Origin of the sequence: Enterobacter sp. MF024 (assembly GCF_005843915.1) — a bacterium.
In the GTDB taxonomy this organism is placed as follows: Bacteria; Pseudomonadota; Gammaproteobacteria; order Enterobacterales; family Enterobacteriaceae; genus Enterobacter; species Enterobacter barmai.
This window is the reverse complement of sequence record NZ_VCBB01000005.1, coordinates 533,443-558,908: the sequence shown is the minus strand read 5'-3', so window position 1 is coordinate 558,908 and position 25,466 is coordinate 533,443. Positions and strand designations below refer to the sequence as shown.

General features: G+C 55.0%; 23 protein-coding genes and 2 tRNA genes. 10 read left to right on the top strand and 15 right to left on the bottom strand.

Annotated features, from left to right (window positions below; all coding sequences use genetic code 11):
• Positions 1 to 182 precede the first annotated feature (182 nt).
• The gene (locus tag FFB58_RS12005; protein ID WP_138369993.1) at positions 183 to 995 is read left to right on the top strand and encodes a mannosyl-3-phosphoglycerate phosphatase-related protein; all 813 of its coding nucleotides are present in this window, start codon (positions 183 to 185) and stop codon (positions 993 to 995) included.
• Here FFB58_RS12005 and dgcQ read toward each other — a convergent pair.
• From dgcQ to FFB58_RS11990, 3 genes are all read right to left on the bottom strand, one after another.
• A complete protein-coding gene (gene dgcQ / locus FFB58_RS12000; RefSeq protein ID WP_138369992.1) occupies positions 977 to 2,650 on the bottom strand; it encodes a cellulose biosynthesis regulator diguanylate cyclase DgcQ in 1,674 nt (557 codons plus the stop codon). The two genes, FFB58_RS12005 and dgcQ, sit on opposite strands and share 19 nt — an antisense overlap.
• Positions 2,651 to 2,773: 123 nt before the next feature.
• A complete protein-coding gene (locus FFB58_RS11995) occupies positions 2,774 to 2,956 on the bottom strand; it encodes a DUF2158 domain-containing protein (RefSeq protein ID WP_039032543.1) in 183 nt (60 codons plus the stop codon).
• Positions 2,957 to 3,034: 78 nt separating this feature from the next.
• Entirely contained in the window at positions 3,035 to 3,952 is a 918-nt protein-coding gene (locus tag FFB58_RS11990; RefSeq protein ID WP_138369991.1) for a DUF808 domain-containing protein, read from the bottom strand.
• Positions 3,953 to 4,129: 177 nt separating this feature from the next.
• Here FFB58_RS11990 and yedA point away from each other — a divergent pair, with 177 nt between their 5' ends.
• Positions 4,130 to 5,044 (top strand): drug/metabolite exporter YedA, encoded by a 915-nt coding sequence (gene yedA, locus FFB58_RS11985; RefSeq protein ID WP_138369990.1) that lies wholly within the window; start codon positions 4,130 to 4,132, stop codon positions 5,042 to 5,044.
• On the opposite strand, the gene FFB58_RS11980 is transcribed toward yedA, so the two are convergent.
• The 4 genes from FFB58_RS11980 to drpB are packed head-to-tail and all read right to left on the bottom strand — an operon-like array spanning position 5,016 to position 7,980.
• Complete coding sequence (locus tag FFB58_RS11980; RefSeq protein ID WP_138369989.1) at positions 5,016 to 5,507, bottom strand: very short patch repair endonuclease; 492 nt, start codon at positions 5,505 to 5,507, stop codon at positions 5,016 to 5,018. The two genes, yedA and FFB58_RS11980, sit on opposite strands and share 29 nt — an antisense overlap.
• Positions 5,488 to 6,921, bottom strand: a complete 1,434-nt coding sequence (locus tag FFB58_RS11975; protein WP_171029957.1) for a DNA cytosine methyltransferase — start codon at positions 6,919 to 6,921, stop codon at positions 5,488 to 5,490. Before FFB58_RS11975 ends, FFB58_RS11980 begins: the two co-directional genes overlap by 20 nt.
• Positions 6,922 to 6,970: 49 nt before the next feature.
• A complete protein-coding gene (locus FFB58_RS11970) occupies positions 6,971 to 7,666 on the bottom strand; it encodes a phosphohydrolase (RefSeq protein ID WP_138369988.1) in 696 nt (231 codons plus the stop codon).
• Between the two features lie 41 nt (positions 7,667 to 7,707).
• Positions 7,708 to 7,980, bottom strand: a complete 273-nt coding sequence (gene drpB / locus FFB58_RS11965) for a cell division protein DrpB (RefSeq protein ID WP_039032537.1) — start codon at positions 7,978 to 7,980, stop codon at positions 7,708 to 7,710.
• Positions 7,981 to 8,616: 636 nt separating this feature from the next.
• Here drpB and FFB58_RS11960 point away from each other — a divergent pair.
• From FFB58_RS11960 to FFB58_RS11940, 5 genes are all read left to right on the top strand, one after another.
• Positions 8,617 to 9,693 (top strand): porin, encoded by a 1,077-nt coding sequence (locus FFB58_RS11960; protein WP_138369987.1) that lies wholly within the window; start codon positions 8,617 to 8,619, stop codon positions 9,691 to 9,693.
• A 133-nt stretch (positions 9,694 to 9,826) separates the two neighbouring features.
• Complete coding sequence (locus tag FFB58_RS11955; protein WP_138369986.1) at positions 9,827 to 11,440, top strand: sensor histidine kinase; 1,614 nt, start codon at positions 9,827 to 9,829, stop codon at positions 11,438 to 11,440.
• Positions 11,437 to 12,162 carry a two-component system response regulator DcuR gene (gene dcuR, locus FFB58_RS11950; RefSeq protein WP_138369985.1) on the top strand — a complete coding sequence of 242 codons (726 nt, stop codon included), beginning with the start codon at positions 11,437 to 11,439 and terminating at the stop codon, positions 12,160 to 12,162. Before FFB58_RS11955 ends, dcuR begins: the two co-directional genes overlap by 4 nt.
• A 219-nt stretch (positions 12,163 to 12,381) precedes the next feature.
• The gene (gene mtfA / locus FFB58_RS11945) at positions 12,382 to 13,179 is read left to right on the top strand and encodes a DgsA anti-repressor MtfA (RefSeq protein ID WP_039032533.1); all 798 of its coding nucleotides are present in this window, start codon (positions 12,382 to 12,384) and stop codon (positions 13,177 to 13,179) included.
• A 100-nt stretch (positions 13,180 to 13,279) separates the two neighbouring features.
• Positions 13,280 to 13,355, top strand: a tRNA-Asn gene (locus FFB58_RS11940).
• 73 nt (positions 13,356 to 13,428) lie between these two features.
• Here the strand turns inward: FFB58_RS11940 and FFB58_RS11935 are convergent.
• The 3 genes from FFB58_RS11935 to nac all read right to left on the bottom strand — a co-directional run bounded on the left by FFB58_RS11935 (position 13,429) and on the right by nac (position 15,993).
• On the bottom strand, positions 13,429 to 13,731 hold the full coding sequence (locus tag FFB58_RS11935; protein ID WP_138369984.1) for a helix-turn-helix transcriptional regulator: 303 nt from the start codon (positions 13,729 to 13,731) through the stop codon (positions 13,429 to 13,431).
• A gap of 297 nt (positions 13,732 to 14,028) precedes the next feature.
• Positions 14,029 to 14,979: an HTH-type transcriptional regulator Cbl gene (cbl, locus tag FFB58_RS11930; protein ID WP_039030218.1), complete on the bottom strand. Its 951-nt coding sequence runs from the start codon at positions 14,977 to 14,979 to the stop codon at positions 14,029 to 14,031.
• Between the two features lie 96 nt (positions 14,980 to 15,075).
• Positions 15,076 to 15,993, bottom strand: coding sequence for a nitrogen assimilation transcriptional regulator NAC (nac, locus tag FFB58_RS11925; RefSeq protein WP_039030219.1), 918 nt, complete (start codon positions 15,991 to 15,993; stop codon positions 15,076 to 15,078).
• Between the two features lie 319 nt (positions 15,994 to 16,312).
• On the opposite strand from nac, the gene FFB58_RS11920 reads away from it, so the two are divergent.
• Positions 16,313 to 16,388, top strand: a tRNA-Asn gene (locus FFB58_RS11920).
• Positions 16,389 to 16,462: 74 nt separating this feature from the next.
• Here the strand turns inward: FFB58_RS11920 and FFB58_RS11915 are convergent.
• The 5 genes from FFB58_RS11915 to ldtA all read right to left on the bottom strand — a co-directional run bounded on the left by FFB58_RS11915 (position 16,463) and on the right by ldtA (position 22,376).
• Positions 16,463 to 16,990, bottom strand: coding sequence for a fimbrial protein (locus tag FFB58_RS11915; RefSeq protein WP_039030220.1), 528 nt, complete (start codon positions 16,988 to 16,990; stop codon positions 16,463 to 16,465).
• Positions 16,991 to 17,029: 39 nt separating this feature from the next.
• Positions 17,030 to 17,986, bottom strand: coding sequence for a fimbrial protein (locus FFB58_RS11910; protein ID WP_138369983.1), 957 nt, complete (start codon positions 17,984 to 17,986; stop codon positions 17,030 to 17,032).
• Complete coding sequence (locus FFB58_RS11905) at positions 17,970 to 20,429, bottom strand: fimbria/pilus outer membrane usher protein (RefSeq protein ID WP_286172684.1); 2,460 nt, start codon at positions 20,427 to 20,429, stop codon at positions 17,970 to 17,972. Before FFB58_RS11905 ends, FFB58_RS11910 begins: the two co-directional genes overlap by 17 nt.
• Before the next feature lie 114 nt (positions 20,430 to 20,543).
• On the bottom strand, positions 20,544 to 21,221 hold the full coding sequence (locus FFB58_RS11900) for a molecular chaperone (RefSeq protein ID WP_039030222.1): 678 nt from the start codon (positions 21,219 to 21,221) through the stop codon (positions 20,544 to 20,546).
• 201 nt (positions 21,222 to 21,422) lie between these two features.
• Positions 21,423 to 22,376, bottom strand: a complete 954-nt coding sequence (gene ldtA, locus FFB58_RS11895) for a L,D-transpeptidase (protein WP_138370008.1) — start codon at positions 22,374 to 22,376, stop codon at positions 21,423 to 21,425.
• A gap of 237 nt (positions 22,377 to 22,613) precedes the next feature.
• Here ldtA and shiA point away from each other — a divergent pair, with 237 nt between their 5' ends.
• Together shiA and FFB58_RS11885 are read left to right on the top strand one after the other, a co-directional pair.
• On the top strand, positions 22,614 to 23,924 hold the full coding sequence (shiA, locus tag FFB58_RS11890; RefSeq protein ID WP_039030224.1) for a shikimate transporter: 1,311 nt from the start codon (positions 22,614 to 22,616) through the stop codon (positions 23,922 to 23,924).
• Positions 23,925 to 23,997: 73 nt separating this feature from the next.
• Positions 23,998 to 25,452 (top strand): AMP nucleosidase, encoded by a 1,455-nt coding sequence (locus tag FFB58_RS11885; RefSeq protein ID WP_039030225.1) that lies wholly within the window; start codon positions 23,998 to 24,000, stop codon positions 25,450 to 25,452.
• Positions 25,453 to 25,466: the final 14 nt, after the last annotated feature.

The following is a 25,466-nucleotide window of genomic DNA, read 5'->3' as shown; positions in this document are numbered from 1 at the left end:
TGCAAGACAAGGAAATATTCTTCACATTTATAGTTACCGCGCGAAATTAAAATATTAGTTATGGTTCCACAACACGCGTGGGGCGCGGGGTGCGCGGGATCGGTTCCAGACGTAAACCGTTTTAGCGAATTTGCTTTTAAGAAAAATCCTATAAAAGGCCTTTATCAGTTACGGGAGATGCTATGCCTTCACTTGACGATCCGCTGCTCATTTATAGCGATCTGGACGGCACATTGCTGGACATTCACACCTATGACTGGCAGCCCGCGCTTGGCTGGCTGGAGAAGTTACGGGACAACCAGATCCCGGTGATCCTCTGCAGCAGTAAAACCGCGGCGGAGATGCTGGAGATCCAGAGCGACCTGGGCCTGGATGGCCTGCCCTTTATTGCCGAAAACGGCGCGGTGATCCAGCTGGACGTGCGCTGGAACGACCATCCTGACGCCCCGCGGTTAATCACCGGCGCTGCCCATACCGACATCGTTAACGTCATTAACCAGCTGCGCGACCGGGAGGGTTATAAATTCACTACCTTTGATGATGTGGATGAGCGGGTGATTGGCGAGTGGACCGGGCTTAACCGCGAGCGCGCGGCGCTGGCGAAGCTGCATGAAGCCTCGGTGACCCTTATCTGGCGCGACAGCGACGAGAGAATGGCCGCCTTTGACGATGCGCTGGCCGGGCTGGGGCTGAAGTTTGTGCAGGGCGCGCGGTTCTGGCACGTTCTGGATGAGCGCGGCGGCAAAGACCAGGCGATTAACTGGCTTAACGAGCAGTACCTGCAGCGCGAAGGCGCGCTCCCCACTACCCTCGGCCTGGGGGACGGCCCCAACGACGCCCCGCTGCTGGATAGCGTCGATTACGCCGTGGTGGTCAAAGGCATTAACCGCCAGGGCGTGGCGCTAAAAAACGACGACCCGGCGCGGGTCTACCATACCCACCAGCCCGGTCCTGCCGGATGGCGTGAAGGGCTGGATCACTTCTTCTCGTCCTGACCCACTACCTGGTTGCGTCCTCGCTGCTTCGCCTCGTAGAGACGGGCGTCGGCGATGGACTGCAGCTGTTCAAAATCGTAATTCCCGCTTTCCTGCGCGCTGCTGACGCCAATCGACACGCTGACGCGGGTCGTCTGGCTCTTTTTCACCAGGATCTCCCGGCGATTGATGCGCTCGCGAATGCGCTGGGCAATCACCATCGCCTGTACCGGGCCGGTGTCCGGCAGCACCACGCAGAACTCCTCTCCCCCAACCCGACCGGCGACATCGCGCTCCCGTATCGTACGGGTGATCAACCCGGCCGCATGGGTCAGCACTTTATCCCCCGCCTGGTGACCAAACCAGTCGTTGACGCTTTTGAAGTGATCAAGATCCATCTGCAACACCGAGTAAGGCTGCTTTTGCTGTTCACAACGCTTCGCCAGCGCTTTCGCGCGCTCAAACAGCGCACCACGGTTATTGATGCGCGTCAGGGGGTCGTGCCAGGCCTGCCACTGGAGCGAGTGCTGCAGGCGGTACATATTGCTGACCATCCGGCGGATCACAATCCAGGAAACGACCAGCATGCCGGTGAACAGCAGCCACAGCAGCGCCAGGGCGATGGTAATACTGCCAAAATCGCCGTTGGCCCCTTCCCTAAGGGTATGGATGCGCAACACCACGCCACCGAAGTGATCCAGATGCTGCCAGTTGACGTAGCGGCTCCCCAGACGGAGATCCCCTTCGGTATCTTTTTCCAGCGCAGCGGCGATTTGCGCCCGCTCACGCTCGTCAAAATGGTTCACATCGTCGGCATTGCTCTCTGAGGTGACGAGCAGGTTAAAACCGTTGTCGTAGAGCTGGAACTCCCCTTCACCGTTGCCGTCTACCGCATCCTGCAGCAATTTTTTGAGGCCGTTAAGGGTAAAGTCTATTCCCAGCGCGCCGTACCAGTAGTGCTGATAATCGACCGGTACGCTGACGGTGACGGTGCCCTCCTCCGCCCCCTGGGTAAACCAGCGCACGCTGCGGGTCCGGTTCTCACGTTCCGACTGGCCGGTGTACCACGGGCGTGTTACCAGCTGGTAATAGCGGGAGATAATGTCATTGCCCCAGTCTGCAGGTTCCGTCGAGACGTAAAACCCGGCGCGGGAGACATAGACCACGCGCTTTGCGTGTGCCGCAGGCGCGTCGATTCGCAGCAAATAGCCCATTTCGAAGGCGGCACTCAGCTCTCTTTCTAGCCGTTCTTCGTCGCGTATCAGGCTGGTGGTTTGCCGCACAAAGGCATCAGAAACGCCGTTTAGCGGTAAGGTGCGCCGCACGTCGAACGTCAGCTGCCAGAAGGGTTTTCCCTGCAGATCTCTAAAATGGGAGACAGTATTGTGTAGCACCGTGGAGGCCAGCGGGGTTTCAAGGGCGTCGCGCATGCCGTTGCGAAAGAACAGCAGTTTTTCAACGCTGAATTCAAGCTGGCGATCCAGTGAATTGACCACCGTCTCCAGATGATTTTTCTGGCTGGCGGCGTAGGCATCCTCCAGCACCACAGCCTCACGCCAGGTCAGCAGCGTGGAGAAGATGAGGACGGCAATAAAGCATATATTAACAACCCGGCCCGGATGAAAACGGTGTCGCGCCGAAAAAGCGTCTTTTCCTGAAACGTTATCGTGCTCCACACACTCTCCATGAAAGCCAACTCTGCCATCCGCATGACATTAACGCCTGGCGGGTTTGCAATGCTACTGCTGTTGGCGATTATAGCGAACAAAAACGCCCGGCAGTGCCGGGCGTAGCGTGACTTAAGCCATATCCTGTCGCCGGGTGCCGTCACCATGCTGAAGCTCATCTTCACGAAACGCTTCCTGCTTGATGCCGTAACCGTCGTACCAGCGACACTCCACCATTCCGCTTGCATAGCCGGTGACGACCATACGTGGACCGCCGTTTTTAGGCTTAACTTCATCGCTGACCAGAAAGACCATAACCGCCTCCTTTATCAGTGTGAAACTGTATCAATTTAGTCGAGGAATAGAAGTTATGCCTGGTATAGCTGCAGCCTATTAATGTGAGCGACCTCGCATTTTTTCGACAACTTTCACTACCGCTACGACGATAAGACCAATGATAAAGCCCAGCACCAGATTCAGTAACGTCGGTAAAATGGCCGCGATAACAGCGCCTTGCGCCTCAGCGAGGTGCTCAATGGCATGATGCAGCGGCGCAATACCGTGTACTACAATCCCGCCGCCGACCAGGAACATCGCCAGGGTGCCAATCACCGATAACGACTTCATCAGCCAGGGTGCAATCACCAGCAGCGCCTTGCCGATCCCCTGTGCCAGCGCGCTGGTTTTCTCGCTCAGCCAGTAGCCGATATCGTCCAGTTTGACGATTAGCCCCACCAGGCCGTAAACCCCGATGGTCACCAGAATGGCGATGCCGGAGAGCACCAGCACCTGATTCAGCAGCGGCGCATCCGCCACGATCCCGAGGGTAATGGCGACAATTTCCGCCGACAGAATAAAGTCGGTACGGATAGCCCCCTTCACTTTATCGCGCTCGAAAGCGACAGGATCTTTGGCGGCCAGCGCTTCCAGACGCTGTTGCCGCGCGGCCGGGCTCTCCTTCTCCTTGTCTTTACGCGATGCGATAGTGTGGAGGATCTTCTCTGCCCCTTCAAAACAGAGAAACGCCCCGCCAATCATCAACAGGGGCGTAATGGCCCAGGGGATAAAGGCGCTGATCAGCAGCGCCAGCGGCACCAGGATCACCTTATTGATAAAGGATCCCTTCGCCACGGCCCAGACCACCGGCAGCTCCCGGTTGGCGCGCACGCCCGTGACCTGTTGAGCGTTGAGGGATAAGTCATCCCCCAGCACGCCCGCGGTCTTTTTCGCCGCCAGTTTTCCCATCAGTGAAATATCGTCCAGCAGCGTGGCGATATCATCGAGCAGTGTTAATAAGCTACTTCCCGCCAAAATAACGTTCCTTTTTTTTGTTAATTACCACAACAGTATGGAGTAAAACCGCGAACCCCGAAACCATCCCGATTAAGTCAACAAATTATTCACATCTGCGACACAATTAAAGGACTCGCCAGCGTGATAGTTTTCACGTTAACTATATGCGACCTTTTTATTACGCCGTGAGGGAGTATGCGTTTCAGGCAAGTATTACCATTAGCGGGCGCGCTGTTCGCGCTCTATATCATCTGGGGTTCTACCTACTTCGTGATCCGCATCGGGGTGGAGAGCTGGCCGCCACTTATGATGGCGGGGGTGCGCTTTCTCTCTGCGGGCGCGCTGCTGCTGGCGTTTCTGTTACTGCGTGGCAATAAGCTGCCGCCCCTGCGTCCGTTGCTCAATGCTGCCCTGATTGGCGTCCTGCTGCTGGCGGTGGGTAACGGCTTTGTCACCGTCGCCGAACATCAGAACGTGCCGTCCGGGATCGCCGCGGTCGTCGTGGCGACCGTGCCGCTGTTCACTCTCTGCTTTAGTCGTCTGTTTGGCATCAAAACGCGCAAGCTGGAGTGGCTGGGGATCGCCATCGGCATGGCGGGCATTATTCTGCTCAACAGCGGCGGCAACCTGAGCGGTAATCCGTGGGGCGCGGTGCTAATCCTGATTGGCTCGATGAGCTGGGCGTTTGGTTCGGTCTACGGCTCGCGTATTGCGTTGCCGACCGGGATGATGGCCGGGGCCATAGAGATGGTTACCGCCGGGATCGTCCTGCTGACGGCGTCCGTGCTGTCGGGAGAGAAAATGACCGCCCTGCCCGACCTGTCGGGATGGCTGGCGGTGGGCTATCTGGCGATTTTCGGCTCGGTGATCGCGATTAACGCCTACATGTTCCTGATCCGCAACGTCTCACCGGCGGTCGCCACCAGCTATGCCTATGTGAACCCGGTGGTGGCGGTCCTGCTGGGCACCGGCCTTGGCGGGGAATCGCTCTCAAGCGTAGAGTGGCTGGCGCTGGGGATTATCATTATGGCGGTGGTGCTGGTGACCCTCGGCAAGTATCTGTTACCGGCCAAACCGGTGGTTACGCCGTGTCAGGCGGAGAAACCCTGAGCGGGCGAATGCCCTGAGTGTCGATCTGCGCGGTTTTGCCGCCGCTGCAGATCCACTCCTCCAGCCGCTCCATAAGCGCCCTGTCATCCAGCTTCATTCGGCCGCGCAGCGCACACTCCCACACCACCAGCACCCGCCAGCCCTGCTCCTGCAACAACGTGATATCCCGCGCGTCGCGCGCCACGTTTTTGCCAATTTTTTCCAGCCAGAAATCGGTGCGGGTCGCGGGCACTTTAAACAGGTAGCAGTCGTGGCGATGCCAGAAACAGCCGTGGGTGAAGATCACGCATTGGCCGCTATCGATAACAAAATCAGGTCGTCCGGGAAGCGCGGCGTCCTGCACGCGAAACTCAAACCCGACCTCCGTGAGCAGACCCGCCAGCCGTTTCTCGATAGCCGTATCCCGCGTGCCGATGGCACGCATGTTTTTACTGCGCGTGGCCTTATTGTGAACGTCCGCCATTCGCGGCCCCGGTTTTGCGTTGTTCTACTGCCTGCAGAATGCGCGACTCCAGCAAACGCGCCACGGCGGCAAACGCCGGAACCACCACCGAGTTACCAAACTGGCGATAGGCCTGGGTGTCCGATACAGGAATGCGGAAGCTGTAGCCCTGCGGAGTTTCAAAGCCCATCAGGCGCGCGCATTCGCGTGGCGTCAGGCGGCGCGGACGGTGGCGCTGGTTTTCGGCATCATCGAAGTCGCGCTCGCCCAGGGCCTTATCCCAGCCACGGTCGATGAGGATCTCGGCGCCATCTTTGTAATAGCGTGCCGACAGGGTGCGGGCCACGCTGTGCGGATTGGTGGGATCGACCATCCCAAAGCCAAAGCCGTTGCCCTTGGCCTGATGCTTTTTGGCATAGCGATACAGATACTTCCACAGCACCGGGGTGAGAATGAATTTGGCGTCCACCACCGGCTCGAGTAGATCGGCAATCGTCGTGCGGCGGGTCGGCCACAGTCCAGGGAGATCGCGCAGCGTAAAGTTGCCCCGCAGGTTGAGATCCCGTCGAAAGCCCACCAGCACGATGCGCTCCCGGTGCTGGGGCAGAAAATGTTTGCCATCGACGATCTTCGGATCGTCCGGGCCGCTGTCCGCCGCATCCGCCACGTCATACCCCAGCTCATCCAGGGTCTGCATGATGATGCGGAACGTTTTGCCTCCGTCATGGCTCTTCAGGTTTTTGACATTTTCCAGCACGAAGATCGCCGGGCGGCGAGCGTCAATAATGCGGACCACGTCGAAGAACAGCGTCCCCTGAGTGTCGCAGGCAAACCCGTGCGCACGGCCCAGCGCGTTTTTCTTTGACACGCCCGCCAGGGAAAACGGCTGACATGGAAAGCCCGCCAGCAGCACGTCATGCTCGGGGATGTTGTCCCGAATGTGCTGCGCCGCTTCTTCGTCAGTGACGCCGCTCTGGTGGCTGAGCGTCACTTCGCGAATATCTTCGTTGAACTGATGCGCGTCAGGATCGCAATACCAGTTGGCCTTGTAGGTACGCACCGCGTGTTTGTTCCATTCGCTGGTAAACACGCACTGCCCGCCAATCGCCTCGAAGCCATGGCGGATACCACCGATCCCGGCAAAGAGATCGACGAAGCGGAAAGCATAGTGAGGGTGACAGGCAGGAGGACGCGGGAGCAGGTTTTGCAGCATGCCAAATTCGCCGTCGCTGAGACGATGCCCTGCCCGCTCACTGGTCACCAGCCGCTTGAGGATCGCCGGGCTCCAGTGGCTCTCACCCTGAGCATTCAGAAGATGGGCCAGGGTTCTGGCATCGTAAATTTCCAGCAGTTGGCACAATAACGCCTGAACGGACGCCGTTGATTTTACTGCCAGCAAAGGCGCGGATTCCGTCACTGATACATTTTCCTGCATACATTTAACCGGACCAAAAAGGATGTAAACAGAGTAACACAGAAAGGCCTTACAGACCCTCCCGGAAGCGCTGTAATACCCCGCTGTCGGTACCTTCGTAATCCCCGCGCAGCTCGGCGCTGAGACGGGCCATAAACTGGATCAGAAAATCGGCGCTCTGGCGCGCCAGTTCGCGTCCGGCCGCGGTCTGCATCGTCCGGGGCAGGCGCAGCAGTTTGGTCTGGAAATGGTCCAGCGCAAACGCGCGGTCGTTCAGTTCGCGCCCATCGGCAAAGGGATCGTCCGGATCGAAGAGGGGCACGCCCAGCGCGCCGGAGACGGCAAACACACGCGCCAGACCAATGGCGCCAAGGGCTTCCAGCCTGTCGGCATCCTGCACGATTTTCGCTTCCAGGGTGTGAGGCGGGATCCCGGCGCTGAAGCTGTGCGCCTCAATCGCATGCTGAACGGCAGCGTAAAGCCGGTTGGGGAAATCCGCAAAGTCTTCGTCCAGAATAGCGGCCGTCTTTTCAGCGGCCAGTTGCGACGAGCGGCCCCGCTGCGGATGGTTTTTCGGCAGGCTGACAATATCGTGAAAATAACAGGCCGTCAGAATGACCAGAGCGTCAACCTGCTGGTCTTTCATCAGCCGCTGTGAGGTATTCCAGACCCGGCGAAAATGAGAAATATCATGCGCGGTATCATCGCTGGCATGATGCGCCATCAGCCAGTTTTCAAAACGTTGCTGCCACTGCACGAGTTCCATAGCGCTTTCCCTATAGTGAAAAGCCGTACAATAGCAATTATTTACTGGTCTGGCACATCACGCGGACGGGTGTACCAGGCAATACTGGCAAGGATTGCCCCCACTGCGCTTAACGCCATAAAACGTAACATCACCCCCAACAATTTACTGGATATTACACAGGGATCGTCTCCCGCCAGCGAGTCCAGAAAAGTAGTGACTTTGCCTATCACCCACAAATAGTGCATCACTGTCCAGATGAAATAGCCGCAAAATGCATAAAAGACCCACAAGGCCAGTATTCCGCCAGGGCTACGTTCGCGTTTGTTTTGCATATTCCCTTCTCCTTTTATGCGATGCCGGGGCAACATTCACATCACCAATCCATATTAATAAATCAATTACATTTTATTATAAAATACACTCCCCCGTTACAGAATCCTCCTTAAAAAAATTAATTAAGTTGATCCAGCGCAATTTTATATTGATGATAATTATTAATTAATTAAAATCATTCATAAAACAAATGGTTTCCACTAAAAGGTAAATAGCTGTTTCCTGCCGCCCCAAAGCCCGAGAAAATATATTCAACCAAGCGGATAAGTGTGCCATGATGCATGAGGTTATGTGTTTTTTTTGCTTCATCATAACTACCTTTAAATTACCCCTTATTTTCCCGATATTCTTATCGGGATTTTTTTATCCCTTTTTCGCAGACCATCTCATCACGCAAATAAACACCAAGGCTTCTATTCAAAACTTGAATAGATATTAATTCACAGCAGTCATGATTTATAAAAAACCATTCAACAGATATATCAACATTCATTTATTAACATTTAGAAATAATCTAAATAACTTAGTTACATTTATTTTTAAACAGTAAAAACCCGCTCTGAAATAGTATTGACCCGGTAACCCGGAGGGGGTTTCGTATATTCATGAAGAAAATACATGAAAGGGAATATATAATGAAAAGAAAAGTACTGGCAGTTCTGGTCCCCGTTTTATTGAGCGCAGGCGCAGCTAACGCGGCGGAAATTTACAATAAAAACGGCAATAAATTCGATCTGTACGGAAAGATGGTCGGTGAGCGTGTCTGGGACAAGACCGATGATAGCAACAGTGAAAACGCCGATACCTCCTATGCCCGTTTCGGCATCAAAGGCGAAACACAAATCAGCGACCAACTGACCGGTTTTGGTCAGTTTGAGTACAACATGCCCGCCAACGCCCCGGAAGGCCAGCAGGAGCAGAGCACCCGTCTGGCGTTTGCAGGCCTGAAATTCGGCGAGTACGGCTCATTCGACTATGGCCGTAACTATGGCGTAGCCTACGACGCCGGTGCTTACACCGATATGCTCGTAGAATGGGGCGGTGATTCCTGGGTTCACACCGATAACTTTATGACCGGCCGTACCACCGGCGTGGCGACCTATCGTAATTCGGACTTCTTCGGCGCGGTTGAAGGTCTGGATTTTGCGCTGCAGTACCAGGGCAAAAACCATGATAACCAAGTGGAGAAAGCCAACGGCGACGGTTACAGCTCATCAGTTAGCTACAACTTCGATGGCTTCGGCTTTGTAGGTGTATACGGCAAATCTGACCGTACTGACAAGCAGTCTGCTGACGGCTATGGCGAGAACGCTGAAGTCTGGTCCCTGGCAGCGAAGTATGATGCAAACAACCTTTACGCAGCGGTAATGTACGGTGAAACCCGTAACATGACCTGGACCGGTGGCGATGTCGGATTTGCCAACAAAACCCAGAACGTCGAAGCCGTGGTGCAGTACCAGTTTGATTTCGGCCTGCGTCCTTCCCTGGGCTACGTCTATTCCTCAGGCAAAGATCTGGGTGAGAAGAACGGCCGTGGCGGTTTCAACGCCGATCTCGTGAACTATGTTGAACTGGGTACCTGGTACTACTTCAACAAGAACATGAACGTCTACACCGCATACAAATTTAACCTGCTGGACGAAGAAGACGCGGCCCGTACCGGCGGTCACTCTGACGACCAGTTCGCGCTGGGTATCGTTTACCAGTTCTGATTGGCCGACAACAATCTGTTAAGCCCGCTGCGAAGCGGGCTTTTTGCTTTCTGCCGCCCTCCGTTTTACATCCCTTTTACAAATTAGCGCCATCAGCGATAATGCCCTCCTTTCTGTATTTACCGGAGTTTCAATGCGCGATTTGCCGCCCCTTCCCTCCACGCACAAGCGCCCAATGAAACTCAACACGCTGGTCACATTGATGGTGTACAGCGTGACGGGCGCGGTGCTGCTGGTAATTTTTGTCCTCTATTTCGCGCAAATCACCCGGGCCACCCGTGACGGGGTGCGGGATACCGCCCTGGCGGTCGCCAGAACGCTGGCCGACAGCCCTGAGGTTATCCGCGGCTTGTCGCTCCCGCCGGAGAGCAACATTATCCAGCCCGTCGCCCTGGCCGTAATGCAGCGCAACAACCTGCTGTTTGCGGTTGTCACCGATATGCAAGGGATCCGCTATTCGCATCCCAACAGCACCCTGCTCGGCAAAGCTTTTATTGGCGACGATCTCCGCCCGGCGCTGGAGGATAAAGAGAATGTCGCCATCAATCACGGGGTGCTCGACGAGGCGCTGCGCGTGTTCACGCCGGTCTACAACGCACAGCATCAGCAGATTGGGGTGGTTGCGGTGGGGATCTCGCTCAATAAAGTGGAGCAGCAGATCGCCCGCAACCGCTGGGATGCCATCTGGCTGGTACTTTTCAGCGCGCTGCTGGGGGCGCTCGGCGCCTGGGGGCTGGTGAAAATGCTGAAGCGCGTTCTGTTCGGACTGGAACCCTGGCAAATCTCAGCCCTGCTGGAGCAGCGTCAGGCGATGCTGCAATCCCTGCGCGAGGGCGTCATTGCCGTGGATCAGCATGGGCATGTGACGATGGTCAACCATGCCGCCCGGCAGATCCTGAATATCAGCGCCAGCAGCAATACCCTGCATGAAGCCCCGCTGCTGGCGAACCTGCGCGAGGTATTACGTAGCGGACATCCTCTTGAGGATCAGGAGATTAACTGCCACGGTCGATTGTTGCTCTGTAATACTCTGCCCGTCAAAAGCGATAATCAGCTGATGGGTGCCATCACCACTTTTCGCGATAAAACCGAAATCAGCGAGCTTCTGCAGCGGCTCGACGGCATGGTGAACTATCTCGATGCCCTGCGCAGCCACTCCCACGAGTTTATGAATAAGCTGCATGTGATCCTCGGGCTGCTGCATATGAAACACTATGCCAGACTTGAAGAGTACGTCCTGCTGACCGCCAATGCCTGGCAGAGCGATGTCGGCACGCTGCAGCGCAACGTCAAATCGCCGGTAGTTGCCGGGTTTTTGCTGAGCAAAATCAACCGTGCCAGAGAACTGGGGGTTAGCCTCACACTCTCTGATGCCAGTCAGGTTCCCGATAACCCGAACGCGCAGCAGGTCGCAGGCCTGGTTACCGTGCTCGGTAATCTGATTGAAAATGCGCTTGATGCCATGGCAACGCAGGGCGAAGGGGAAATCAGTCTGCTGCTGCATTATCAGCAGGGCTGGCTGAGTGCCGAGTTGAGTGACGATGGCCCGGGTATCGCCCCTGAGCATCTGCAGACCATTTTTAGCAAAGGGTTTTCCACCAAAGGTGAGAACCGGGGGGTGGGACTCTTCCTCGCCCGTCAGCAAATCGAAAATCTGGGCGGGGAGATCGCCGTGGAATCTGAGCCGGGCGTGTTTACCCAGTTTTTTGTGCAACTCCCCTGGGACAGTGAAAGGAAAAACGCGTGATACATGTTTTGATTGTCGATGACGATGCCATGGTGGCCGATCTTAACCGCCAGTACCTGGACCGGGTCGAGGGATTTTGCTGCTGCGGCATTGCCACTTCCCTTGCAGAGGCTGAAGCTGTACTTCACTCCCCTGCCCGACAGGTGGATCTGATCCTGCTGGATGTCTATATGCAGCGCGATAATGGCCTGAGCCTGCTGCCGACGATCCGCGCATCCGGGCGTAAAACGGACGTCATTATGATCACCTCGGCCTCGGACGCCACCACCCTTCAAACCGCCATGCATTATGGCGTGGTGGATTACCTGATCAAACCGTTTCAGTTTCCGCGTTTTGCCGAGGCGTTGAACGGCTGGTGCAAGAAAAAACAGCTGATGGAATCGCACCAGTATTATGAGCAGGCAGACGTTGACCGACTGCTACGCGGTGGTGCGCCGGAGCTGGCGGACAGTCGTCGCCTGCCGAAAGGATTAACCCCTCAGACACTGCGTACATTGTGCTTATGGATTGATGCCCATCCGGGGACAGAGTTCTCGACCGACGATCTGGCGAACGCAGTCAATATTTCGCGGGTATCCTGTCGCAAATACCTGATCTGGCTGGCGCAGGTCAACATTCTGCACACCAGCATTCACTATGGCGCAACCGGCCGGCCCGTCTATCGTTATCGCCTGCGTCCAGAGCAGATTGCCCTGCTCAGACAGTATTGCCACCAGGAGTAATGTCCGTAAAACAGCCTCTTCAGGCAAACATCCTGATTTAGCTCACATATATTGTTATGAGGCGGTAAAGGGCTGTTACTTCTCGTAAGCGGAATGATAAGGTAACCAGCGCACAGGAAGTCTGGTGAGAAGCGAGCAGAAATTCTGACGAGTAATCTGGCATTTTAACAGACCATAACCGTTCAATTTTGTTCAAGTAACGAGTTTGCGAGCAAAGCGATGATTAAGTGGCCCTGGAAATCGAATGAATCCGCCCGAAGCGCGGCGCTGCCGTGGGAAGAGGCGCTGGCGATCCCCGTTCTGTCCACTTTATCGGATGAGGATAAATCGCGTCTGGTACAGCTTGCCATGCGGTTCTTACAGCAGAAACGCCTGGTGCCGCTCCAGGGTTTTGAACTCGACGATCGCAAGAGCACCCGTATTGCCCTGCTCTTTTGCCTGCCGGTACTGCAGTTGGGTATCGAGTGGCTGGACGGATTCCATGAAGTGCTGATCTACCCGGCGCCGTTTGTAGTGGACGACGAGTGGGAGGATGACATCGGGCTGGTTCACAGTCAGCGAATGGTGCAGTCCGGTCAAAGCTGGCAGCAGGGGCCGATTATCCTCAACTGGCTGGATATTCAGGACTCCTTCGACGCATCCGGTTTCAACCTCATCATTCATGAAGTGGCTCATAAGCTGGATACCCGTAACGGCGATCGCGCCAGCGGCGTGCCGTTTATCCCGTTACGTGAAGTGGCAGGATGGGAACACGACCTGCACGCTGCCATGAACAACATTCAGGATGAGATCGATCTGGTGGGCGAAAGCGCGGCCAGCATTGACGCTTATGCCGCCACCGATCCTGCTGAGTGCTTTGCAGTGTTATCGGAATATTTCTTCAGCGCCCCCGAACTTTTCGCCCCCCGCTTCCCGGCGCTGTGGCAGCGTTTTTGCCAGTTTTACCAGCAGGACCCGCTGCAGCGTTTGCGTGAAAATGAAGGACCCGGCGATGATCCCGCCACGCAAGTACACTAAATCAGCAGCCTGAGTCATAATTAATCAATTGAATCAGGGCGTTGAATTTAGTGTTGACACAAAATAGCGAGGCCATTAATATGCGCCTCGTTCACACGATTCCTCTGTAGTTCAGTCGGTAGAACGGCGGACTGTTAATCCGTATGTCACTGGTTCGAGTCCAGTCAGAGGAGCCATATTTGAGAAGCCCGCTTAAGGAAACTTAAGCGGGCTTTTTGCTTTTGCACATTTTTATCAATAAAACTCATCTCAAAGCGCAAAGCCGTAATGGGAGCCATCCGGCAGATCGACCTCCACACGCAGTTTGCCCCCTGCCGCCTCAACATAGCGTTTCAGGGTAGAAAGTTTAATATCACGCCTGGCCTTTTCCATACCCGCCACCGTCGGCTGCTTCAGGCCCAGCGCCTGAGCCATTTCGTTCTGCGTTTTATTCACTTTCTCGCGCAGTTCAGCCAGATGAATATTGAGAAGCATCTCTTCCGCCAGAACAGTGGCGGCGCTAACAACCTCTGGTTTTTCCTCTGCAAGCAGCTGCTCCAGCGTTCTGCCCATATTTTACTCCTTTCATTTACTGTTCAGATAAGCCGTTAATTCGCGATCCGCTAGCACGTTCAACCAACGATCAAACGTATCCGTCGTTTCAATCTTCCACACGAGTCCTCCCTGATAATATAGGTTAAAAACTATATAGATTAAAGCCTATATTGAAACTATCTTTTTTAAGGGGAAGGAGGAAGTGTGGCTGAGGGAAAATGGATGAGATTTCGCAAGAAACATCTTCATGCAATGTAACTGTGTTCATTGCTGGAAGCGACACAGAAAAAACCCCGCATGGCGGGGTCGTTCAGGCTATATCTGGTAGTCAATCGCCGCTTCTTCCGGCTCCATCACCTGACGTTTAATCTCATCCACCGACAGCCCGGCGTTGCAAAGTTCGATAAAGCGCCAGACATAGTTGCGCTGCAGCTGCCCCCGCTTAAGCCCAAGCCAGACGGTGTTGGCATCAAACAGGTGGCGAGTATCGAGACGTAGCAAATTCCCCTGCTCGCGCTCGTCGCCGGACTGTTCCGCCACCAGCCCGATCCCCAGCCCCAGCTCGACGTAGGTTCGGATCACGTCAGAGTCCTGAGCGCTGAGCACCACATCCGGCGTCAGCCCTTTGCGGTTAAAGGCTTCATCGATGCGGGAGCGCCCGGTGATGCCCTGGCGATAGGTGATCAACGGCCATTTGGCGATAGCCTCCAGCGTCAGCGGGGAGACCTGCGTCAGCGGATGGTCGACCGGCAGCAGCAGGCTGTGATGCCAGCGAAACCACGGGAACGCCGCCAGCAGCGGATCGTTGCTTAAGCGCTCGCTGGCGATGCCGATATCCGCCCCGCCGTTTTGCAGCAGCACTTCTATCTCCTGCGGCGTGCCCTGGATCAGCTCCAGACGCACATCCGGGAACAGCTCCCGGAAGGCCTTGATCACCGGCGGCAGGCTGTAGCGGGCCTGAGTGTGGGTGGTGGCGATGGTCAACACGCCGGAGGCATCGTTGGTGAAGAGATCGGCCAGACGGCGCACGTTGCTCGCTTCGTTGAGAATGCGTTCGGCGATGGTCAGCAGCGCCTTGCCGGGCTCGGTCATCCCCAGCAGGCGTTTGCCGCGGCGAATGAAAATCTCAATGCCCAGCTCCTCTTCCAGCTCGCGGATATGGCGGCTGACGCCCGACTGGGAGGTGTAGAGCATGTTGGCGACCTCGGTCAGGTTGTAATCCCGACGGGCCGCCTCACGGATAATTTTAAGTTGCTGGAAATTCACGGTTCACTCCGGCGAATCTGACATGACGCTATTGTTAGAGTGTGCCCGTCGTGAGAACAAATAATAAAAACCCGCAACTTATACCTTTATGGAATATCAGCTCACCAGCTGTAGCTCGCGATTCTCCAGTGACGGGCGGCTCACCAGCGACATGAGGATCTCTTTCACCGCCTGCGCCTGTGGTGATAAAGATCCGCGGGCAGAGACATTAAGCGACAACGGCAGGCTCATCGACGGCGAGGAGATTCTCGCCATCCAGCCATTGGCAGCACTGGAAAGCGAGCGCGCGGCGGATTCAGGCAGAACCGTTACGCCCATCCCGCTGGCAATGGCGGCGGTCAGGGTAGATATTGAGTCGATTTCACCGATGATTTTTGCCGTCAGGCGGCGCAGAGAGAAGGCCTCATCGACGCGCAAACGCACGGCGCTGTAATCGCGGGGTAAGAACAGATTCATCTCCGCTACGGCGTTTAAATCCACGCTCTGCCCCGGACAATCCCGCGTGCCTACCAGAAAGAGATCTTCTTTCAATACCGGCTGGCTGGTGATCCCCGCCACAGGGGAACGATCGTATAGCACCGCCATATCCAGCTGCCCGCTGAGTAATTTATCGTTCAGCGCCGCGCCGCTGTTTTCGTGCAGGTAGACCAGCACCTCCGGTAGTTCTGCGCGCACTGCCTGTAATAACGGCATGGTCACAGACGAGGCCGCCGTGCCCGGCGCCAGCCCAATCGAGACCTGCCCGGTCAGCGTCTGGCCGACATTGCACACCGCAAGCTGCGCCTGCTCACACTGGCGCAAAATAGTGCGTGCATGAGTGTAGAGGATCTTGCCGGCTTCAGTTGGTGTTACGCCGCGTTTCGTGCGGATCAACAGCTGCTGATCGAGTTCACCTTCCAGAGTGGCCACCTGCTGGCTCAGTGCCGGCTGTGCGATATGCAACACTTCAGCAGCCTGGGTCAGGCTACCGATATCGACGATTTTTACGAAGTATTTCAGTCGTCTTAAGTTCATTTTGCCCCCTGTACGAAATGCGTTGCCGGTTCCGGCGCGAATGTACAGAAGGTTTTGCAAGATGCTTGCCAGTTTTTAAAAGAGGTCCGATATGTCCGCTAAGCGGCTGAAAATAAGGAAATCCAATTGCTGTCGCGGCTTTTTGAAGTGAAACAGCGGTTTATGATCTGCCCCATTCGGGGTATATCCGCACCAAAAACGTGCAAACCGCTGTGGAAAACGCCACTTTGCTGATTTTGTCAGCAAACGATACCAACAGGCGGGATCACCCTTTGACAAGTGCACCTGACGTCGATAATATGCGCCCCGTTCACACGATTCCTCTGTAGTTCAGTCGGTAGAACGGCGGACTGTTAATCCGTATGTCACTGGTTCGAGTCCAGTCAGAGGAGCCATATTTAAGAAGCCCGCTTAAGGAAACTTAAGCGGGCTTTTTGCTTTGGTATCGACAGCGCCGACACCATCGGTTTCACTGATACTCGAAAGAGGCCACAATCGCTGAGGAGACATCGCCAGGCATAACTTTACCTGCCTTCGAATAGACACGCGCCTGAAGCTTAAAGGTTGTATTCCCCTCTTCAACGGCACCAATTAATGAGCTGTTATTGCTCAAAATGGCTCCCGTAGATTGCTGGGATAACTCAACTGCGGTATTGGCAGCAGCTTGAGCCGCGTTGTTTGCCCACAGCGTCGCATCTGTGCCGTCCGGGTTGCCAGTAAACGTCACTTTTACGTTAGTGGTACTAGCCGGACAACCGGTCACCGGTAAATCAAAGGTCTTCATTGCTGAACCCGAGCCTGCCCCTTCAAAAGAGGAAGCCTGGAGGGATTGGCCCAGGTCAACGTTTAACGCATCGGAACCACCATTTAATGTAGTACAAGGAGAAGCAATTACTCTCCCGGTAATGTTGATATTAACGCTATCTGCCGCATAAATATTACCCGCAAAAAGAACAGCAGAAATAGATGCGGTCAGATAACATAAACTTTTTTTCATTTTAGCCCACCTTGGCATGATGTTGAGACATTGAATATTTCATTGGTATGTCAGTGTCAACGTTGCGGAAGTATTAGCTTCGCCGACGGTGACGGTATTTCTGGTTTGGTAATAACGGGCAGTAAGAGGAAAGGCTTCTTTTCCGCCGCTGGATGTTTTTAATGCAAGCCTGGAATTAATAACGAGTGGTTTACCGTCATATAATAATTGCACTCCAACGCCTTGCGCGATATTCGTACCTCCTTGATTATTTAAGGCCATTACGCTGGCATCGCTGACATCCGGATTCTGTTGCCCGTTCAGCGTGACATTTATATTGGCGGAACCATCACAATCTAATCCGAGATTCTGGGTACTGGTTTTTGCCGGGGTAAATCCTGTAGTTGTACCAAAATCTGCTTTTGAAACATTGCCTATCGGAAACGTTAAATTAGGCGTAGTCACTGAACATGCAACCTGGGTTATACTCCCACCCGTCATATTTATTCTCACTACCGTAATGTCTGATACCGTCCAGGTGCCAATGAGCCCGGTACTTAACTGACCAGACTGAATATCACCCGTTTTTATCAACTTATAGATAATCGGGGGGAGTCTTACAGATGCCAATGGCGTATTATCAGTGGACGCTGGATTGTCAAGATATCCCCATGCAAGATCGACAGATATCGCTACACTAGGAATATTGGTCGCATAAGCATGATTAATTGATGTTGGTACGCCACCAAGATAAAGCATCTTATAATAATTAGTGTTGATATCGCCATTACAACCCAGCAACATTGAACCCGCCGCCGTTGAGTCTGAATATATTACTGTTCCAACGGGCACATCTCTTTGCACGGTAACGTTATCAGGTGAAAAGCTCAGATTTTGCGTTCCCTGCCCGGAGACAAATGAACAATCAGCAAAAGCATTAAAACTGAAGCACCAAAATATCATTATCATTAAGGCACCAACGCGTTTATAGCTGATAAATTTATTTGCATATTTCATTGATTAAAACCACTCCAGAATCCGCTTCAGATCCCTGAAGCAAATAATTAACTCGACATTTTTCATTCGCTTCCATACCCCAGCGTGCAATTAACTCACCGCGGTTTTCCAGGCCGGTCAGGTAGACCTGGCCCTGATCCCCCACAATAAATCCGGCTGAATTTTTATCGGTGGCAACAGTGACTGTGGCCCCGAACGGAACGGGTTGCCCCGTTGCCCTGGTCAGAGTCATTAATACGCGAGTGCCCACATTGGCTTTATATACAGCTCTCACCACCGCGCCCCGCGTGGGAATGACGGTCTGGGTAGTTAATTCCAGCTCAACGTCATCCGGCAGTGTTTCAGTGTCCAGACTCAGGCTGTTCTTACGATACGGCGAGACATTGCTGGCGATGGTATAACCCCGGTAATCGGTATTCACGCCGGTCTGGCCTGTTACGCCCACCCCCGACGCGCCCGGGGCTTTAATCAGTGCAAGGGTTTCACCAAAAGGCTGCGCCAGCGTCACACCGTCGGCATGCACTATAACGCCTCCATTCAGGCCATAGTTAACCCGCTGCATATTATCGTCAGTGCTATACCCGCCGGTGACTTCGCCATAGGTTCCGTGATAGTCAGCGCTAAGGTTACCGCTATGACCAGTTCCGTCATTGCCATACCCTTGCTGTACACCCCAGCTCAGGGCATTTTCCTGCAACGCCGTGCCGCTCAGACCAACCGTATGGGTTGTATCCCCTTTCTTACTGCTATTCAGGCTGTAGCTGGCCCAGGTATTACTCAGGAAACGATCTAAAGGAACACTTATATTTAAAGCCAGGATCTGGTCTTTATCATAGGTTTTCTCCCCGTCGCTACCCTCTGCGCTCGCGTTATTGCTATAGGTATAACTCAGTCCCCAGGTGATACCGTTCCACGCGTTGTTATAGCTGACGCTGTATGAACTCATCGTCTTGTCAGCGTTCCAGTAATCTTCACGGATTGCGCTGCCGGTGATCGAGCCGAAGGCAGGGCCGAGCGTTTGACTCAGCGTCAATTCAGCGCGGTTACGCCGATGATCCTGCAACGACTGACTGTTGCTATCGGCGTCAAGCACGTCCTGCATCCCGTAATATCCCGCGGTGGAATAGCGATAGCTGGTCGCCGAGAAATTGGTTCCGGTATCGGTAAAGTTTTTGCTATAGCGCACGCGCCAGGCTTGCCCGCTTGTTTTATCCTGCGTCTCAGGGCTCGACCAAGCCTGGGTAACGTCCATAGACAACGCCCCGATCTCACCCATATTTTTACCAACGCCGATAGCGTAGGACTGATAGGGGCTGGACGCCTGTATACCGCCATAAAGGGTTAAGCCCTTCGGTAGACCATACATAGCGGTTCCCTGCATCAGCGGGCGCTTTTCTGCCTGGCTATCACTGGGACGATATTGCCCCCCCGTCAGGCTGTACTTCAGTCGCCCCTCTCGCTGCAGAACAGGCACAGAGGCATAGGGCACGACAAAATCCTGTTCGCTGCCGTCCGCTTCTTTCACCGAAACACTTAAATCACCCGCACCGCCGGTAGGGTACATATCGGTAATTTCAAAGGCGCCGGGGGCAACATAGCTCTGGTAGATGGTGTAGCCATTCTGGCGGATAACCACCTGAGCGTTGGTACGCGCAATACCGCGAACCACAGGGGCATAGCCTTTCTGGCTGTCGGGTAGCATCTCATCGTCGGAGGCCAGCTGCCCACCGCGAAAAGGAATACTGTCAAATACGTCGGAAGGCGATGAACTGTCGCCGAGCGTCAGCTGGCTTTTCAAAGGAACGATATTGCGCTGGGCATACGTATAAACCGTATCCCACTGCGCTTTACCATCAGAATCGCGGCGCCATGTCATATAATTACGCAGACGCCAGGGGCCAATATTCACGCCCGGACGCAGGTTCGCGTACTGACTCTGGCTGTTACTGGAGGTGCTATTTCTGCCCCAGGTGTTATCACCGCTGATGCTGTAATTCAGCAGCAAGGCGTTAATGCCTTCGTCCCACATTTCTGGCGCAACATAGCCGCGCGCCTGGGATGTAAGTGCCGCCTGAGGAAAACTCAACAATAGTTTTTGCGCACCAAAGATGAAATCGGCAGTCGCCTTTGGGATCGCCGCAAGATTTGCGCATTCAGGATCTTTATCGAGTCCGGGAAAGAGATCGGTTTTGACACCATAACTTTGCAGCAATCCTATCGACAGACACGGCTGGAGGCTTTGATCGCCTTCGGCCTTTGCCACCGATTTAAAATCAATCTCGCGGGTATCCACCGTCTGATCGTTTACCACGACCTCAACGCGATATTTACCTGGCACCTGCGCGCCACGTGCAAAAGAGGAGAGATCAATACCTCTCATCGAGGGGTTACCCACTTCGAGCAGTGCCGGATTAAAATACTCTTCGGCACTGGCGCTCTGCATAATACCCGGCAACGCCAGCGCAATTAAACAGGCCAGACGAGTCGGTGTAAACCAGGAGTATAATATCTTGCGCATAAAAATTCTTATCCCATGCCCCTGCAGAGTTTCCCCTCTTTAAATAGCGGCGTGATGAGTCTTTCCTACCCCACCAAAATCATTGATCAGTTTGAATGTTACAGGCCCTGAGCTTACGCCAGCCGGTAATGAAAACGTTGCAGACGCCCCCGGTGCAACATAGGTGGGTTCAGGTACGTTTTTTCCCGCAACGGTAATCTCATTAAAATTCATATAATAATTCCCGGGATTACGCACCGAAATATTGTTAGAGGAACGTGTCCATTTCAGCTGGTCAGCAAAATCTTCCGGGTTTTTTCTTTTTAACGAAGCCGGGCGGTATATTAATTTGATACGGGTTTTCACCGCAATCTGCAACGAGTTTGCTTTTCTTTCCGCCGCAGGAATGGCTTTAATATTTAGCCAGAACATTGATTCTTTATTGTCCGGTACACTCCCCGCGCGGACAATCCTCATCGTATTTTCCTGTCCACGATCCAGTCGATACAGGGGAGGTGTAATGACAAAGGGAATTTTCCCGCTGCTATTATCCGGGTTATCGAACCATGACTGAATAAGATAAGGAACGCTATCTGGATTTGAAACGCCGATTGCCGCTTCCTTTTTCCCGCCGTCGTAAATTACGCGCGTTCCGCCAATATTAACGCCCGCACAGACTGACGAGGCGCAAAATAGCGCCAGCAAACCTGTCAAAAGGTTATTTCTGATATGTTGCATAATAAACCAGTGGATTTTAGCTGAAAAAGATACCTGCGCTGTCGTTACAGGGTGATAAATAGTTCGGCAGAGTATTTAGCTTTTCAGCAAATCCAACAATCAAAGCGCAGCGTAATTTTATGCTAAGAGATGCTTTACCCTATTTATAAAGCAAAGACCCGCGCAGAGAAGCTTGCGCGGGTTTTGACTGATGTTGTCAGCTCATTGGCCGAGCGTTGCCACCAGCGGCGTCTCGCGCGCGCCATAGCCGATATTTACCGGCATACCCGACCGGCGCTCCAGCGCTCCGTCAACCTTCACTGCATCCACATCTGCACCGTTGAGTTGCGCGCGCAGCCCTGCCGTCATCGGCAACGGCACTTTATTGCTGGATTCAAATTCCGCGCGATTGCGCGACAGCGGTTCGTGAACTTCGACCCACCGGCTGCCGTCCGGCTCGGTGGTGACTTTAACCGGCTGATCGATAAGCTGCACCCGGGTTCCGACCGGGACATTGTCGAACAGGTATTTAATATCGGCGTTACGCAGACGAATGCAGCCCTGGCTCACGCGCAGCCCGATGCCAAAGTTTGAATTGGTACCATGAATAGCATACAGCCTGCCGATATACAGGGCATATAGCCCCATCGGGTTGTCCGGCCCTGCGGGCACAAAGGCCGGCAACGTTTTGCCCTCTTTGGCGTAGGCCCGACGGGTGTTTGGCGTTGGTGACCAGGTTGGCCCGTCCTGCTTGCGCTCAACGGCGGTGACCCAGTTGCGCGGCGTCTCGCGCCCGGCTTCACCGATACCGATTGGGAAGATCTCAACGGTGTTGCTCCCTTTCGGATAATAATAGAGACGCATCTCCGCCACGTTGACCACGATGCCCTCACGCACCGTCGGCGGGAGGATCAGCTGCTGCGGCACAACCAGCTGTGTACCGGCTTTGGGTAAAAACGGATCGGCACCCGGGTTGGCCTCCAGCATATTGCTGAGCCCCTGCCCGTGCTGCGCCGCAAACGCCTCCAGCGGCAATTTATTATCATGCGGAACGACGATCGTCTGCGCGCTTCCTACCAGGCGGCTCCCTTCAGGCGGCAACGGATAGCTCACCGCCAGTACATTCTGGCTCACCAGTAAAGCAGTAATAAAACCCAACTTCTTAATACGACCCATCATTCCCTTCCTCTGTCGCTCCACGTGTCTGACAAGCATAGCCTTGTTGCTGCGTTTATAGCCAGCCAACAAATCATCATTACGATGAATATCACCCGTTTAGCTCATGCCGGGATAAAAACGTTTTCAGCTGTCCGCTGTCGCGGTAGTCTCTTACCCGCCGCTGTTTAAAGGCAACCGTAATGTGAGCGATCTTCTTCCTATACCTATAAGAAAATAACCTCAGACAGGATCACTATGGATACCACCCTCGCTTCCTCGTCCCCCGACGGGGCAACACCATCGCTTCAGCGCGCACGCCGCGCGGCCCTTGGCAGTTTTGCCGGTGCGGTAGTCGACTGGTACGATTTTCTGCTGTACGGCATTACCGCCGCGCTGGTTTTTAACCGCGAATTTTTCCCGCAAATAAGCCCGGCAATGGGCACCCTCGCCGCCTTTGCCACCTTTGGTGTCGGCTTTCTCTTTCGCCCGCTGGGCGGAGTGATCTTCGGCCATTTCGGCGACAGGCTGGGCCGCAAACGGATGCTGATGCTGACGGTGTGGATGATGGGGATCGCCACGGCGCTGATTGGTATTCTTCCCTCTTTTGCCGCTATTGGCTGGTGGGCACCGGTTCTGCTGGTCACCCTGCGCGCCGTTCAGGGTTTTGCCGTCGGCGGCGAATGGGGCGGCGCGGCGCTGCTGTCGGTTGAAAGCGCCCCGGCACGTAAAAAAGCCTTCTACAGCAGCGGCGTGCAGGTGGGTTATGGTGTGGGTCTGCTGCTCTCCACCGGACTGGTGTCGCTGATAAGTACCCTCACCACAGACGAACAGTTCCTGAGCTGGGGCTGGCGCATCCCGTTCCTGTTCAGCATTGTACTGGTGCTGGGGGCGCTGTGGGTACGTAAGGGGATGGATGAGTCTGCCGAGTTCGAACAGCAGCGACAGCAACCCGCAGAGCAGCGCCGCCTGCCGGTGATGGACGCGCTGATCCGCCATCCCGGCGCGTTTTTGAAAATTATCGCCCTGCGCCTGTGTGAACTGCTGACCATGTATATCGTCACCGCCTTCGCGCTAAGCTACTCGACCCAGAACCTGGGCCTGCCTCGCGAGCTGTTTTTGAATATTGGCCTGCTGGTGGGCGGCATCAGTTGCCTCACCATCCCCTGCTTTGCCTGGCTGGCGGACAGGTTTGGCCGCCGCCGGATCTATATCACCGGTGCGCTAACGGGTGCCCTGAGTACCTTCCCCTTCTTTATGGCCCTCGAAGCCCAGTCTGTTTTCTGGATTGTAGTCTTCGCCATTATGCTGGCGAATATTGCTCATGACATGGTGGTGTGCGTCCAGCAGCCGATGTTCACCGAAATGTTTGGTGCCAGCTACCGCTACAGCGGCGCAGGGGTTGGCTATCAGGTGGCGAGCGTGGTGGGAGGCGGATTCACGCCGTTTATCGCCGCCGCGCTGGTAACCTTCTCCGGCGGCGACTGGCACAGCGTTGCGATCTATCTGCTGGCCGGGTGCCTGCTCTCCGCCGCGACCTGCCTGCTGATGAAACGCGCCGACGCCTGATCTCACTTTTGTTTCACATACAGGTGACATACTATCGGGTAACGCCGTACACCTGTGGAACAAGGAGACAGAGATGAATAATAAGGGCTCCAGCCTGACCCCGGCTCAGGCACTGGAAACGCTGGATGCGCTGTACGACCAGGCGGTCAACGCCCTGCGCAGCGCCATCAGCAACTATATCAAAGACGGAACGCTCCCCGATCCAGAGGCCAGAATGAATGGCCTCTTTGTTTATCCATCACTTTCCGTGACCTGGGATGGTAGCGCCACTAATCCACCAAAAACCCGCGCCTATGGCCGTTTTACCCATGCCGGATGCTACTCCACCACCGTCACCCGTCCGACGCTTTTCCGTCCTTATCTGGAAGAGCAGCTGACGCTGCTGTATCAGGATTATGGCGCCCACATCACCGTAGAGCCATCGCGCCATGAGATCCCCTATCCGTACGTTATCGACGGCTCAGAGCTGACCCTGGACCGCTCCATGAGCGCGGGCCTGACGCGCCACTTCCCGACTACCGAGCTGTCGCAGATTGGCGATGAGACGGCGGACGGGATCTACCATCCCGCGGAATTTTCTCCGCTGTCGCACTTTGACGCCCGCCGCGTCGATTTCTCACTGGCGCGCCTGCGCCACTACACCGGCACGCCCGCAGAACACTTCCAGCCGTTCGTGCTGTTTACCAACTACACCCGCTATGTGGATGAATTTGTGCGCTGGGGCTGCAGTCAGATCCTCGATCCCGACAGCCCGTACATCGCCCTCTCCTGCGCGGGTGGGATCTGGATCACCGCCGAAACCGAAGCCCCGGAACAGGCCATCTCCGATCTGGCGTGGAAAAAGCACCAGATGCCCGCCTGGCACCTGGTCACCGCCGATGGCCAGGGCATCACCCTGATTAACATCGGCGTAGGTCCGTCTAACGCCAAAACCATCTGCGATCACCTCGCGGTACTGCGCCCGGACGTCTGGCTGATGATTGGCCACTGCGGTGGGCTGCGCGAAAGCCAGCTGATTGGCGATTACGTGCTGGCCCACGCCTACCTGCGTGACGACCACGTGCTGGATGCGGTGCTGCCGCCAGATATCCCTATCCCGAGCATCGCCGAGGTGCAGCGGGCGCTGTACGACGCCACTAAAGAGGTGAGCGGCATGCCGGGCGAAGAGGTTAAGCAGCGTCTGCGTACCGGAACGGTTGTCACCACCGACGACCGTAACTGGGAGCTGCGCTACTCGGCGTCGGCGCTGCGCTTTAACTTAAGCCGCGCGGTGGCGATCGATATGGAGAGCGCCACCATCGCCGCCCAGGGTTACCGCTTCCGCGTGCCCTACGGCACCCTGCTGTGCGTCTCCGATAAGCCGCTGCACGGCGAAATTAAGCTTCCCGGCCAGGCCAACCGTTTCTACGAGGGGGCCATCTCCGAGCATCTGCAGATTGGCATTCGCGCCATCGATCGGCTGCGCGCCGAGGGCGATAAATTACACTCGCGTAAACTGCGTACCTTTAACGAGCCGCCGTTCCGCTAATCATAAAAAAGGAA